The following is a 13628-nucleotide window of genomic DNA, read 5'->3' as shown; positions in this document are numbered from 1 at the left end:
AAAGAAAAGAACGCCCGCGCTTCTCAGCACGGGCGTTCCCGAATTCCAAACCTTTCAGGCAAGCCTCAGCGACGGATGCCCAGACGCTTGATGAGGTCCTGGTAGCGGGCCTCATCCTTGCCCTTCACGTAGTCCAGCAGCTTGCGGCGCTGGGCGACCATCATCAGAAGGCCACGACGCGAGTGGTTGTCCTTCTTGTGGGTCTTGAAGTGCTCGGTGAGCGTGGAGATGCGCGAGGTGAGGATGGCCACCTGGACTTCCGGCGAGCCGGTGTCGCCTTCCTTGGTGGCGAATTCCTTCATCAGACGGGTCTTTTCGTCAGGCGTAATCGACATCGGGGTCTCCTTTACGGGTTCAAGGTGATGGCGCAGGCCGGGATGTCGTCCAGCTCAGGCCCGTGGAGGTCCGCTTTCGGCGGATGCGGGCGTATAGGAGATTCCCATCCGAAAGAAAAGCCTATTCTGGCGGGGTGCCGGTCTGGATCTCCTCGATCAGACGCTGCGCCAGATCGCCCAGCACCGGGATGAAGTCGATCGACGCCAGGATCGTGACCAGCACCGACAGCAGGATCGTCGCGCCGAGCACCGAGCCGAGGCCAAAGGCAAGCCCGCGCGCGAGACTCCATGAAACCATCCGTAACAGCGAGTTTTCGATTCGGAAGAACCGTTTTTCGTTCAGCCGCCGAACCTCGTCGCGCACGGCGCGAACTTCGTCCACGAGGCTCTCGTCGGGTTCGCCCTTGTCCTGCACGCCATTCCCTCCCTTTGCCTGCGACCACCCTATCGTGTGGTGCCAAAAAAGCGAAGTGGCGGCCTTCAACCCTCTCGAATTCCGTCCAATTTTCAGGACTATTCTTTTCCTGATCCCAAGGGCTCATGGTATGCGAAACCCTGTATCAGGGGTGGTACCATGGAAATTCTGCTTATTCTGCTCGGGCTTTTCCCCGTCATGTTTCTGTTCGATGCCCAATCCGGGTCCGACGACGGAACCGAAGACGCGGCCAACGACATGAACGAACCGCCAGCCACCGGGGTGGATGGCGATTTCTTCTCTGAAACCGAGGAAACAACCTCCTCCATCGCCGGGCTGACGGGAGGCGACACAGAACCCGATCCGCTTGATCCGGTCTCTGACGACGATACCCCGTTCCAGGGCGCCGACATCGACCCGGACGACGTTCTGGCCCCGATCGAGGAAGACGACGAACCCATCGAAGGTTCCGAGATTGACCCCGATGACGTTCTTTCCCCGATCGTCGAGCCCGGCGAAGGTTTTTCCGGTGCGGGCTCGACCCTGCAGGACCTCATGGCCAATGAATCGGACTTCGCCACCGGAACAGAGATGCTTGGCGAGCGGATCGGGGAAACCGGGGAATTGTCGCTGGGCCCCGACGACAACATTTTCTCGGCGGAAGATGATGGAACGCCCGGCACCGGCAGCGGCATGCTGACCGATTGGGACGGCACCCCGATCCTGTCCGACGAAAACGCCGTCGCCGTGGTTGATGGCGGCGAAGGCGACGACGAAATCGCGCTTGGCGATGGCGCGAGCTATGCCTTCGGCGGCGAGGGCAACGATACGCTGAGCGCCGGTGAGGGCGTGGCGGCGCTATTCGGCGGCGAGGGCGATGACATGATCGAAGGCCAGCAAACCGGTCTCGGCATCTGGGTCGATGGCGGTGTCGGCCACGATACGATCACTGGCACCGGCGACGACGACAGTCTTTTCGGTGGCACCCATTCCGCCGATGGCACGGGCGACGACGACCTGATCGAAGGTGGCACGGGCGACGACCGGATCGCCGGCGGATACGGAGCCGACACCCTGAACGGCGGCGAGGGCGACGACGTGATCAATCACCTTGGCCGCCTCGAAGAAGAAATCCATTGGGAACGGCACGACTTCTCCTGGCATATCGACAATGACGCCGACCTGCTCGATGGCGGCGAGGGCGACGACACGCTGATCATGGACCGAGCCGATACTGCGACGGGCGGCCAAGGCTCGGATGTCTTCTGGGTCTATTTCGATGGTGCCTCGGGCGAGGGCGCGGCCCATATCGCCGACTTCGCAATTGGCGAAGATTTCCTGCGGGTCACGCTGAATCCGACGATCAACCACGGCGACATGCAGGTGGATGTTGGCCCCTCGGACGACGGGACCGACGGAATCGTGCGCGTGAACGGCGAAATGGTGGCGGTCCTTCAAGGCACGCCGGGCGCAACGGCCGCGGATGTCTACGTTGAAGTCGTCAACAACATCTTTGTGCCCTGACAATCAGGTCCAGGGTTCAGGCTGTTTTTCGTAGGCGATGTAGAGCGGGTGCCTGGGGTGCCCGGCCTTGGTGAGGCCAAGGTGAAACAGCGGCAGGCCGGTTTGCCTGAGCAAGGATTCCACGGCATCTCCGCGCGCAAGGTGGGCACCATGGGTGCCCCAGGCACAAACGATCTGGTCGGCCCAACCTGCGCTTTCGCGAATTGCCGCATCGTTGCCAGGGCCAACCGGGTCGGCGGCCGCGCGCATCCTGCGCGGGTCGGTGTCGCGCCAGGCGAAGATGTTGGTCACCCGAAACGCCCCGAAGCCCAGCGCCCGTACCCGCCGCTCGCACCGCTCCACGGTGGGGTCATTCTGCACCTCGGTTGCGGTAGAGGGGTTGAGCATGACGAACAGCGCCTTGCGGCCTTGCGGTTGCCATGTGCGTGTGAGCAGATACCGGTAACGCTCGCAGTCGGAATAGACGGCGACGGAGGGCGCATCGTCCTTGATATGCTCACGGATGATCATGGGCAGTTTGTGGCCGGTCGCGCCGCCGAAGGCAAGCGCACACCCCTTGCGAATATTGTCCGAAGGGTCAAAGTGTCCGGGAACGGGAGGACTATATGCTGTTTCAGGAAATCATCCGCCACAAGCGCGACGGTGCGGAGCTCGGCCCCGACGAGATTGCCGCAATGGTGGCGGGTATCGCCTCGGGCGAGGCCAGCGAGGGGCAGGTTGCCGCCTTCGCCATGGCAGTGTTCTTCCAGGGCATGACCCACGCGGAAGCCGCGGCGCTGACGTTGGCGATGCGCGATTCGGGCGACGTGTTCGAATGGGATCTGCCTGGCCCGGTGGTCGACAAGCATTCCACCGGGGGGGTGGGCGACAACGTCTCGCTCATGCTCGCACCGATCGTGGCCGCTTGCGGGGGCTACGTTCCGATGATCTCGGGCCGCGGCCTTGGCCATACCGGCGGCACGCTCGACAAGATGGATGCCATCCCGGGCTACACCAGCCAGCCCGACAACACCCTTCTGCGGCGGGTGGTCAGCGAGGTGGGCTGCGCCATCATCGGGCAGACCTCGGCCCTCGCCCCTGCCGACAAGCGCTTCTACGCCACCCGCGACGTCACCGCGACGGTGGAAAGCGTGCCGCTGATCACCGCCTCGATCCTGTCGAAGAAGCTGGCCGCCGGGCTTGGCGGTCTGGTGATGGATGTCAAATCCGGCAACGGTGCCTTCATGAACAGCTTCGAGGGCGCGATGGATCTCGCCCGGAGCATCACCGGCGTGGCGCGCGAAGCGGGCCTGCCCTGCCACGCCCTGATCACCGACATGAACCAGCCGCTGGCCTCTGCCGCCGGCAACGCGCTCGAAGTCGCCAATGCCGTCGATTTCCTCACCGGCGCGCATCGCGATCCCCGTCTCGAAGCGGTCACGCTGGCGCTCGCGGGCGAAATGCTGGCCCTCACCGGGCTTGCCGAGGATCGGGTCACGGGCAAAGCAATGGCACGGACGGCGCTCGATGAGGGCAAGGCGGCGGAAGCGTTCGGGCGGATGGTCTCGGCGCTCGGAGGGCCTGCGGACTTCATCGGTGCCCCCGGCAAATACCTCGCAGCGGCAAAGATGACGCGCGATGTTCTCGCACCGGCCTCGGGCGATGTCGCCGCGATTGATACCCGCGCCATCGGGCTGGCCGTGGTGGAGCTTGGCGGCGGGCGCCGACGGGCCGATGACACCATCAATCCCGCGGTCGGGCTGACAGGATTGGTTGATCTTGGTGTGAAGGTGGACAAAGGCACGCCGCTCTGCCGCATCCATGCCGACAGTGACGCACAGGCCGACGCAGCGGAACAACAGGTTCTGTCGGCTTACCGGATCGGAGAAGTTCCGGAGGTGCCGGCCCCCGTGCTCAGAATCATCGACTGAGTGCCACCAAGGCTCCTGGCCCCGCGCTAAAGGTTGAACACCCGGCTCGGGTGCAACTCGCCCGCCTTGTAGATGCCCACGGCCACCGCTTTGCCCTCGTAACTGGCCCAGGCTTCATCGCCATATTCGACGTCGGAGGCGATCACCATGCCTTGGTTGCCATGCCGAAGCCGGTTCGCCCCCTCGGCGGTGGCCTTCAGTTCGGGCAGATCCTCAAGCCCGTCTTCGAGCGGGCGCAGGTAGTCGTCGAGGTCCGGCGACTTTGCCAGTTCTTCGATCAGATCCATGGTCACGCCATCCTCGGCGTCGAACGGGCCCGACCATGTGCGGCGCAACTCGACGACGTGGCCCAGGCATCCCAGCGTCGCGCCCAGATCGCGGGCGATGGCGCGCACGTAGCCGCCTTTGCCACAGACCATTTCGAGCGTCACGTGGTCGGCATCGGGGCGCGCCACCATCTCGAGGCTTTCGACCCAGAGCGGCCGGGCCGCGATCTCGAACTCCTCGTCATCGCGGGCCAGCTTGTAGGCCCGCTCGCCGTCGATCTTCACGGCGGAAAACTTCGGCGGCACCTGCATGATCTCGCCGGTAAACCCGCCAAGAGCCGCTGCGATTTCGGCATCATCCGGGCGCAGATCGGAGGTCGCGATGACCTCGCCCTCGGCGTCGTCGGTGTTGGTCGCCTCGCCCAGCTTCACGGTGAAGCGGTAGGCTTTGAACGCGTCGGTGATGTAGGGCACCGTTTTCGTTGCCTCGCCCAGCGCAACGGCGAGCACGCCGGTGGCTTCCGGGTCGAGCGTGCCCGCGTGCCCCGCCTTCTTTGCGCCGAAGGCCCAGCGCACCTTGTTGACCACCGCGTTCGAAGTGATGCCTGCGGGCTTGTCCACGACCAGCCAGCCGTGCACATCGCGCCCCGTCTTCCTGCGCGCCATTACTCGTCCTCGTCGTGTTCCACGTCACGCCGCACCGTCTCGTCGGAGAACAACCGGCGGGTTTCATCCATCTGGTCGAAAGTCTCGTCGATCACGAAGCGCAGATCGGGGGTGAACTTGAGCGCCGTCGCCTTGCCGATATGACGCTTCAACTCGCCCTTGTTGCGAGCCAGTGCCGCGATCGCCTCGTCGCGGAGCTTGCCGCCGAGCGGCATCACGTAGACCGTGGCGATCCGCAGATCGGGCGTGCAACGCACCTCGCCCACGGTAATCGAAAGACGGTTGAGATCGGGATCATGCACATCACCGTGCATGAGCACGTCCGACAGCCGACGCCGGATCAACTCGCCCACGCGAAGCTGACGCTGCGACGGACCTTCGCCGGTATGAGAGCGGTTCTTTGCCATGAGCGCCCATGTATGCCCGATTGATTGCCCGCGCAACAGGGCTTAGGACGGGGCAAACAGGAGGCGATGATGAGCGAACTTCCGGGGATCGTAGTAAACGGAGCGTCGGGCCGGATGGGCCGGATGCTCGTCAAGCTGGTGAGCGAGAGCCCCGCCGCGCGGCTCGTGAGCGCTTTGGAGCGCCCCGGGCACGACTGGATCGGGCAGGACATCGGCGAAGCGATGGGCGGTGCCGCGCTCGGCGTGCCGGTAACCGACGATCCGCTCGAAGCCATGGCGAAGGCGCAGGCGGTGGTCGATTTCACCGCCCCCGCCGCCACCGTGGCGCTTGCCGATATCGCTGCTCAGGCGCGCGCCGTGCATGTGATCGGCACCACCGGGCTGAGGGATGACGACCTGACCCGCCTTGCGGCGGCAGCCCGCCATGCCACGATCATCCGCGCGGGCAACATGAGCCTTGGCGTCAACCTTCTCGTGCAACTCACGCGCAAGGTGGCCGAAGCGCTCGATGAGGCTTTCGATATCGAGATCGTCGAGGCGCACCACCGCCACAAGGTCGACGCGCCGTCCGGCACCGCGCTGATGCTGGGCGAGGCGGCGGCCGAGGGCCGGGGCGTGAAGCTCGACCGCGTGGCCGACCGTGGTCGCGACGGCATCACCGGTGCGCGCGTCGATGGCCATATCGGGTTTTCGGCGATCCGTGGCGGTGACATCGTGGGCGAACACGATGTGATTTTTGCCGGTGCCGGCGAGAGGGTGATCCTGCGCCACGTCGCCACCGACCGCGCGATCTTTGCCCGCGGCGCGCTCAAGGCCGCGCTCTGGGGGATCGGGCGCAAACCCGGCAGCTACGACATGATGGACGTGCTGGGCCTCTGACCCGCCGCGCGCCGCAAGGTTCGCCGCGGACGCCTCCGAATCGCCTCACTCGTCGCTTTCGAGCTCTTCGGGCGCGCCCACGATCACGAAACGCAGATCATCGGACCTGTACAGCCGGGCGGCCACACGGTTGATTTCCTCCAGCGTCACCGCCTCGATCATCGCGTTGCGGGTTTTCACGTAGCTCGTCGGGTAGCCCTGCATCTGCATGTTGACGAGAATCCGCGCAATCGGGGCGTTGCCGTCAAACCGCAGCGGGTAGGCCCCGGTGAGATAGATCTTCGCGGTCTCCAGTTCTTCTGCGGTCACGCCTTCGCGCGCCATCCGCTCCCACTCGCCGCGCACCACGTCTATGGTCTCCGCCATCCGCGCATTCACCGTCGATACCGACCCGATAAGGGATTCGCTGAATTCGGAATCGATCAGGTAGGTCCGGATGCCATAGGTCAGCCCACGCTTTTCGCGCACTTCCGTCATCAACCGGCTGTTGAACCCGCCGCCACCCATGATGGTGTTGAGGATGAACGCAGGGAAGAACTCGGGCGTGCCGACCTCGACCCCGGCGTGACCGAACCGCGCCACCGATTGCGGCGTGTCGAAGGGCAGCACGGTGATCCCTCCGGTTGCCCCGAAAGCCACGTTCTCAGGCATAGGCGCGCCTTCCTTGGGCAGGTCGCCAAGCAACCCGTCGAGCAGCGCGCCAAGTTCCTCCGCCGAGATGTCGCCCACGGCCGCGATATAGAGCCGGTCGCGTGCAATGGCGCGGGTGAAGGCATCGAGAATATCGGCCCGGGTGAGGGACGTGACGCTTTCGACCGTGCCGCCGTAGTAGCTGCCATAGGGGTGATCGTCGTAGGCGAGTTCATCGAAAGCCGCGCCCGCGATCGTGTCGGGGTCGGTTTCGCGGCGCTTCAGCCCGGCCAGAATCTGCGCACGCACCCGCTCGATCGCGTCTTCATCGAAACGTGGCTCCAGCAGCGCCTTGCGCAGGAGCGCAACCGCCTGATCCCGGTTCTCGTTGAGGAACTGGGCCGAAATCGAGAGGCCGTCGTCGCCCGTGCTGAAACGGTAGCTCGCCGCCAGCGCCTCGCGTGCCTCGGCAAAGCCGCGGGCATCAAGATCGCCTGCCCCCTCTTCCAGCAACGCCGTCATCAGGTTGATCGCCCCGCGCTTGCCCGGCGCATCGAGCGAAGCACCGCCACGAAACCTCAGTTCCAGCGCGACGAAGGGAATCGAGGTCTCTTCAACGTGCCAGGCTTTCAATCCGCCGGGCGTGGTGATCTCGGCAATGTCGATCTCCGCGCGCAAGGGCAGAGCGACGAGGAGCAGAAGAACGAACGAGGCGGCAAGGCGTTTCATTGCGCGTCCTCCTCAACATCCGGCGACAGCCAACCTGTCACCGCGCTGGGCCTGTCGAGCACCTTCGCGGCGGCTTCCATCACGTCTTCGGGCGTGACGGCCTGCAACACCTCGGGCCAAGCCTGCACATCGGCAATGGTCAACCCGCTCGTCAGCGCGCGGCCGTAGCGGTTGGCGAGGTTGCCCACATCGTCCAGCGCATAGATCTCGGACGCCCGGACCTGCATCTTGATCCGCTCGAACCTGTCGGGGTCCGGCCCGGTTTCCATGAAGTCCTCAAGCGCCGCGTCGAGCGCGGCCTCCGCCTGTTCGAGGCTCACGCCCTCGGCAGGCACCACGACGAAGGAAAACGTGCTGTCATCGAGCGACGTCGCACCATAGCCCGCGCTCGTGTAGACCGCTGTATTGTTTTCGAATTCGAGCGCATTTCCGAGGACGGAAGTGGCTCCCGACCCACCAAGCAACTGCGCGAGAAATGTCAGTGCTGCCGCCTCTTCCTGCGCCCCGGAGCGGCGCGCGGGCGCGAGGTAGGTGCGCACAAGCGAGGGTTGGGCCACGCGCGGATCGCTCATTTCCAGACGCCGCTCGCCCCGCGACGGGGGTTCCTGCGGGCGATCCCGGGGGGCGATCCCGTCAGAAGGCGCAAGGGGGCCGTAATGCTGTTTGGCCAGCTTGCGCACCTCGTCCGGCGTCACGTCGCCCGCGACGATCAGGATCGCGTTGTTGGGTGCGTAGAAGCGATCATAGGCAGCCAGCGCATCCTCGCGCGAAAGCGCTTCCATCTCGTGTCGCCAGCCGATGATCGGAATGCCGTAAGGATGGTTGCGATACTGCGTCGCGCGCAATTCTTCACGGAACAGCGCAGAGGGGTCATTATCGATCCGCGAGGCGCGCTCTTCGAGGATCACTTCGCGCTCGGTATCCACCGCCTCGGGCGCAAGCACGAGGTTGCGCATCCGGTCGGCTTCCATCTCCATCATCAGCCCGAGCCGGTCGGCGGCAACGCGCTGGAAGTAGGCGGTGTAATCGTAGGAGGTGAAGGCATTGTCGGAGCCGCCATTGGCCTCGACCACCCGCGAGAACTCCCCCGATGCGCGGCTCTCGGTGCCTTTGAACATCAGGTGTTCGAGAAAATGCGCGATGCCCGATTTGCCGGGCGGCTCATCCGCCGCGCCGATGCGGTACCAGACCATGTGCACGACAACCGGCGCGCGGTGATCCTCGATCACCACCACCTCCATGCCGTTGTCGAGGGTGAAACCCGTCACCTGCTCCGCCGCCTGCGCGGGAAGAGCCAGGAACAGGGCAAGAATGGCAACGAGCAAGGCGCGCATGGTTTGTCCTCCGATCAAGAGGCAAGCTAGACGTTCCCCGTGCCGGGGCAAGGCCCCCACGCGGGGAAGTGAACGGAGTGGAGGCCCGCGTTATTCGACCTTGATCTGGGGATCGGGCGGGGCCGACGGGGTCCAGACCCCGGCGCTGCGCAGCCGGTCAAGTTCGACGTGCTGATCGAGCGACATCGGCTTGTAGCTCGAATAATAGACGTTCACGTTGAACAGCCGCTCGAGGATGCGGCCGTTATTGTCGCGCCGCCAGGCGAGGTCTTCCTCGGCCAGCGTCTCGCGAATGTTGGCCGAAACGCCGTAACGCCCGGCATGCGATATCAGCGCCTGCTCGCCGGCGAAGATCTGCCCGCGATCCAATCGGTCGGGGTTGCCGCCGAGCGCGGCCACCGCATCGGCACGTGGGTTGGGGTCAACAAGGTTCGTGCCGCCCGGCGTCGGTTCTGGCAGCGCGGCATAATCCTCGGGGGCTTCCAGCGGCTTGGTCGGCAGGATGCGAAATTCATCGGGCGTATCGGACTTGATATTCATCAACTCCGGCTGGTCGCTCTCGCAGGCAACCAGCACCGCCAGCCCGGCAATCGCCAAGACAGTTTTGCCGAACGTGCCCCGCATGGACGTCTCCTTCACCCGAGCTTCGCCTCCTCTTTACCGCATAAGATTCGGCGCGTCACGGGGTCTTTGGGTCGGTTTTTTCGCCCGCGAACAACACGAGGCCGATCGCGCCCGCGAAGATCGCCGCATCCGCGATGTTGAATGACCATGGATTGTGGAAGCCACAGCATGACATGTTGAGAAAATCCGCGACCGCGCCGTAAATCAACCGGTCGATCACGTTGCCGATCGCCCCGCCAAGGAGGAGGCCGGCAAAAACCTGCCCGAGCCGACCCATGGCCTCCTTGCGCACCCACCAGACGACCCAGGCGGAGATCGCCAGCGCCACGGCGATGAGAACCCAGCGCATCACGTCGCTGTCGGAGGCCCCGAGGCCGAAGTTCACGCCGCGGTTCCATGCCATGCGGAAGGTGAGGTAGGGCGGCAGAACGTCGATCTGCAACCGCGACTTCAGGTCGAGCAAATGCACGATCCAGACCTTGCTGATCTGGTCGAGAGCGATGATGGTCGCCGCGGTGGTGATCATCCAGCGCATATCAGTGTCGGAAATGCCGCATGCCGGTGAAGACCATGGCCAGACCGGCTTCGTCGGCTGCCGCGATCACCTCGTCATCCCGCATCGAACCGCCGGGCTGGATCACGCAGGAGGCACCTGCCGCCGCCGCTTCCATCAGCCCGTCGGGGAAAGGGAAGAATGCATCCGAGGCCACCGCCGAGCCGATCGCCGGGCTTTCATCCAACCCCAGTTCGGTTGCCATCCGACCGGCCTTGATCGCGGCGATATTGGCCGAATCCAGCCGGCTCATCTGGCCCGCGCCAACGCCCACGGTGGCGAGGCCCTTGACGTAGACGATGGCGTTCGACTTCACGTGCTTGGCCACTTTCCAGGCAAACAACAGATCGTCCAGTTGCGCTTCCGTCGGCGCTATTTTCGTGACGACCTTCAGATCGTCACGGCCGATGAAGCCGTTGTCCTTGTTCTGGAAAAGCTGCCCGCCAGACACCTGCCGCACCGTCATCCCGCCCACGCGCGGATCGGGCAGGGCTTCGGTGGTGAGCAGGCGCAGGTTCTTCTTCGCGGCGAACACTTCCATCGCCTCGGCGCTCGCACCGGGCGCGATCACCACCTCGGTGAAGATCTCGGCAATCGCCCGCGCGGTTTCGCCGTCAAGCGGCTGGTTCAGGGCCACGATGCCGCCGAAAGCCGACGTGCGGTCACAGTCGAAGGCCTTCCGGTAGGCTTCGAGCAAGGTCGCTCCGCGCGCCACGCCGGAAGGGTTGGCGTGCTTGATGATCGCAACGGCGGGGCCATCGGCGGGGTCGAACTCGGCCACCAGCTCGAAAGCCGCGTCGGTGTCGTTGATGTTGTTGTAGGACAATTCCTTGCCCTGGTGCTGCACGGCGGTCGCCACGCCGGGGCGCCCGCTGCCATCGGTATAGAAGGCCGCCTGCTGGTGCGGGTTCTCGCCGTAGCGCAGGGTTTGCGCGAGTTTGCCAGCCACCACCCGGCGGCGCGGCGCGGCAATCTCGAGTGCGTCGGCCAGCCAGTTCGACACGGCTGCGTCATAGGCCCCGGTGCGGGCAAAGGCGACCTGCGCCATCTTCCTGCGAAACCGCGGGCAGGTTGCGCCGTCGTGCTGGTCCATGTCTCCGAGCAGTTTGCCGTAATCCTCGACGTCGACGATGGTGGTGACGAAGGCATGGTTCTTGGCCGCCGCGCGGATCATCGCCGGGCCGCCGATGTCGATGTTCTCGATCATCTCGTCGTAATCCGCCCCGCGTGCGAGCGCCGCCTCGAACGGGTAGAGGTTCACCACGAGGAGGTCGATCGCACCGATCCCGTGCGCTTCCATCGCGGCGACATGCTCGGCGTTGTCGCGCAGCGCCAGGAGCCCGCCATGCACCATCGGGTGCAGCGTTTTCACCCGCCCGTCCATCATCTCGGGAAAGCCCGTCACGTCTGCCACGTCGCGCACGGTCACACCTGCGTCGCGCAGGGCCTTGGCGGTGCCACCGGTGGAGAGGATCTCGACCCCACGCGCCTCCAGCGACTGACCCAGATCGGCAAGCCCGGTTTTGTCGGAAACGGAAATCAGCGCACGTCGCACGCGAGTCTGGTCGGTCATGTAAGATCCCTCAGGTGTCTTCTGGCAGCCCGCTCGGCTCGTCCCGCACCAGATCACGCAACCCAACCGGGGTGTCCTGCGCCTTGGCGAGCGACCAGCGGATGCGCGTCGCATAGTCTAAAGCGACGCCGGAGAGAACCACCTGTTTTGCCGCACGCGGCTTCAGGCGACCTTTTTCGAGGAAAACGCCGGGTTCGAGCGAAAGATTGGCGGCACCTTCGTAGCGCATCACCCAGATTTCACCAGATTTGAGGGCCATCGAAATGGCGGTGCCGCCAAGGTCGATCGCCGCGTCCACGTCGGGGTGAAGATGGAAGCGCAGGGCGAAGCGGATGCCGACAAGCCCGGTTCTGTCGAGCGCGGCACGAAAGATCTCCTGCTCCGCATCGGAAACGGCGGAAAGGGTTTCCTCGCCAAGCAGCATGCGGCCATCGACGGTCAGTTCCAGCCGCCGCGTGTATTCCAGCCCGTGGCTGGCAACGTAGCCATCATGCCCCGCCACGATCCCGAAAACGCCTTCGCCCTCGATTTCCTGAACGCGCACTGCGCTCGGCCCCCGCTCCAGAAGCGCACGCTCACCCCCGCCGCTACGTTGCGGCGAGGCAAGCCGCGACGAGGACACGCCGTCGATGCCAAGCACCGAGTGCGAGGGCGTGGCCCGGCCAGCCTTGCGCCACGCCTCGCCAAATTCCGCCCCCGAGCCGCAACTCACGATCAACGGCCGGCGTCCGGAGGTGATCTCGATGGCCAGCGTCGAGGCGTGCCCGTTGGCGGAGGCGTCGCCCCGTGGCGGCGCGGCGGCGTCCATGATCAGCGTGGTGCGCCCGCCGTGCAGCCGGGCAAACCCCATGGCGAGCCCGGCATTCGTGCTGGCGCGCACACCGGAGGTGGCCAACGCCTGATCAAGCCGCCCCTCGGTGCCGCGTCCACCACCGTGAAACCGGGCAAGCCCGCCATCGGCGTGGCGCAGGGCGCGCAACGTCGGGGCGATGCGCTCGATTGCCGCGATATGCTCGGGCCGGGCCATCCGCCCGCTTTCCGCAAGCGCCAGCGCGGCCCAGTTGAGCAATGTGAAAATCTCCAGCAGTTCCTCGGGGTTACGCGTCGGGATACCCCCCTCCGCGTCGATCTGGTCCCGGCATTCCCGCGCCAGTCCGCGCGTCGCGGCCTCTACGTGTGCTTCCATGCCGGTGAGCGAAAGCCCGGAATAGATCAGGCCGGTCAGTGCTTCGAAGCGGGGCAAGCCGGGCGAAGCGGCGGGCCAGCGGCGGGCCAGAAACAGCGTCTGTTGCCCAAGCGAGCGATAGAACGCCTCGTGCGCTTCGCTTTCCTGCCCCGAGAGCAGCAAAAGGGCGTGATTGATCCAGCGAATGAGACGTCGTCCGGTAAGGTCGGGGGTCCATCCCGGACCCTTGCCTCCGCCGAATCGTTCGATCCAGTCGAAGGTCCAGTCCTGTGCCTTGCCCCGGGCGGCATGATCGCCAAGGGCTGCAAGATCGTCGAGCCAGCCAAACCCGTGCAGCACCTCGGCAAAGGCGGCTCCAGGCGGCTCCAGCGCCCAGACCGATCCCTTCTTCGCTTCCAGGAGGTGCCCGGCAAACAGCAGGTTTCCCGCAACCAGCTGTTTGCCCTTGGCAAAACTGCCGATCGAGCGCGGTTCGGGCTGCGAGACAAAGCCGGTTGGAGTCCGGGCGCGGGCCGCGCGGCGGGCGTGCCAGCGGTTCATCCAGCGCGTCTTTCGCACGGGCCATGATTCTCGGTGCGGCACAGAACTGCCTCGGCT

At 65.2% G+C, this 13628-nt stretch carries 14 protein-coding genes; 3 read left to right on the top strand and 11 right to left on the bottom strand.

Annotated elements, in window-relative coordinates; genetic code table 11:
- Positions 1-65: 65 nt before the first annotated feature.
- Together rpsO and B9Y97_RS08420 are read right to left on the bottom strand one after the other, a co-directional pair.
- On the bottom strand, positions 66-335 hold the full coding sequence (rpsO, locus tag B9Y97_RS08425) for a 30S ribosomal protein S15 (protein WP_085526324.1): 270 nt from the start codon (positions 333-335) through the stop codon (positions 66-68).
- Between the two features lie 121 nt (positions 336-456).
- Positions 457-750: a DUF5665 domain-containing protein gene (locus B9Y97_RS08420; RefSeq protein ID WP_085526323.1), complete on the bottom strand. Its 294-nt coding sequence runs from the start codon at positions 748-750 to the stop codon at positions 457-459.
- Positions 751-909: 159 nt separating this feature from the next.
- Here B9Y97_RS08420 and B9Y97_RS08415 point away from each other — a divergent pair, with 159 nt between their 5' ends.
- Positions 910-2274, top strand: coding sequence for a calcium-binding protein (locus B9Y97_RS08415; RefSeq protein ID WP_085526322.1), 1365 nt, complete (start codon positions 910-912; stop codon positions 2272-2274).
- Positions 2275-2277: 3 nt separating this feature from the next.
- Here B9Y97_RS08415 and B9Y97_RS08410 read toward each other — a convergent pair whose 3' ends face one another.
- Positions 2278-2784, bottom strand: a complete 507-nt coding sequence (locus tag B9Y97_RS08410; protein ID WP_085526321.1) for a DUF1643 domain-containing protein — start codon at positions 2782-2784, stop codon at positions 2278-2280.
- Between the two features lie 95 nt (positions 2785-2879).
- Between B9Y97_RS08410 and deoA the strand changes: the two genes are divergently transcribed.
- Entirely contained in the window at positions 2880-4184 is a 1305-nt protein-coding gene (deoA, locus tag B9Y97_RS08405; RefSeq protein ID WP_085526320.1) for a thymidine phosphorylase, read from the top strand.
- A gap of 26 nt (positions 4185-4210) precedes the next feature.
- Here deoA and truB read toward each other — a convergent pair whose 3' ends face one another.
- Together truB and rbfA are read right to left on the bottom strand one after the other, a co-directional pair.
- Positions 4211-5116 (bottom strand): tRNA pseudouridine(55) synthase TruB, encoded by a 906-nt coding sequence (gene truB / locus B9Y97_RS08400; RefSeq protein ID WP_085526319.1) that lies wholly within the window; start codon positions 5114-5116, stop codon positions 4211-4213.
- A complete protein-coding gene (gene rbfA, locus B9Y97_RS08395; RefSeq protein ID WP_085526318.1) occupies positions 5116-5523 on the bottom strand; it encodes a 30S ribosome-binding factor RbfA in 408 nt (135 codons plus the stop codon). Before rbfA ends, truB begins: the two co-directional genes overlap by 1 nt.
- Before the next feature lie 69 nt (positions 5524-5592).
- On the opposite strand from rbfA, the gene dapB reads away from it, so the two are divergent.
- The gene (gene dapB, locus B9Y97_RS08390; RefSeq protein WP_085526317.1) at positions 5593-6402 is read left to right on the top strand and encodes a 4-hydroxy-tetrahydrodipicolinate reductase; all 810 of its coding nucleotides are present in this window, start codon (positions 5593-5595) and stop codon (positions 6400-6402) included.
- Positions 6403-6447: 45 nt separating this feature from the next.
- Here the strand turns inward: dapB and B9Y97_RS08385 are convergent, their stop codons facing one another.
- The 6 genes from B9Y97_RS08385 to B9Y97_RS08360 all read right to left on the bottom strand — a co-directional run bounded on the left by B9Y97_RS08385 (position 6448) and on the right by B9Y97_RS08360 (position 13571).
- Entirely contained in the window at positions 6448-7761 is a 1314-nt protein-coding gene (locus B9Y97_RS08385) for a M16 family metallopeptidase (RefSeq protein ID WP_085526316.1), read from the bottom strand.
- Complete coding sequence (locus tag B9Y97_RS08380; protein ID WP_085526315.1) at positions 7758-9095, bottom strand: M16 family metallopeptidase; 1338 nt, start codon at positions 9093-9095, stop codon at positions 7758-7760. Before B9Y97_RS08380 ends, B9Y97_RS08385 begins: the two co-directional genes overlap by 4 nt.
- Before the next feature lie 90 nt (positions 9096-9185).
- The gene (locus B9Y97_RS08375) at positions 9186-9635 is read right to left on the bottom strand and encodes a DUF3035 domain-containing protein (protein ID WP_254900971.1); all 450 of its coding nucleotides are present in this window, start codon (positions 9633-9635) and stop codon (positions 9186-9188) included.
- 139 nt (positions 9636-9774) lie between these two features.
- Complete coding sequence (gene lspA / locus B9Y97_RS08370) at positions 9775-10254, bottom strand: signal peptidase II (protein WP_085526314.1); 480 nt, start codon at positions 10252-10254, stop codon at positions 9775-9777.
- A 1-nt stretch (position 10255) separates the two neighbouring features.
- The gene (purH, locus tag B9Y97_RS08365; protein ID WP_085526313.1) at positions 10256-11845 is read right to left on the bottom strand and encodes a bifunctional phosphoribosylaminoimidazolecarboxamide formyltransferase/IMP cyclohydrolase; all 1590 of its coding nucleotides are present in this window, start codon (positions 11843-11845) and stop codon (positions 10256-10258) included.
- A 10-nt stretch (positions 11846-11855) separates the two neighbouring features.
- The gene (locus tag B9Y97_RS08360; RefSeq protein WP_085526312.1) at positions 11856-13571 is read right to left on the bottom strand and encodes a heparinase II/III family protein; all 1716 of its coding nucleotides are present in this window, start codon (positions 13569-13571) and stop codon (positions 11856-11858) included.
- Positions 13572-13628: the final 57 nt, after the last annotated feature.

The organism is Maritimibacter sp. HL-12 (assembly GCF_900177545.1).
Taxonomy (GTDB): domain Bacteria; phylum Pseudomonadota; class Alphaproteobacteria; order Rhodobacterales; family Rhodobacteraceae; genus Sinisalibacter.
The sequence above is the reverse complement of the archived record's forward strand: the minus strand, read 5'-3'. Positions and strand labels throughout refer to the sequence as shown.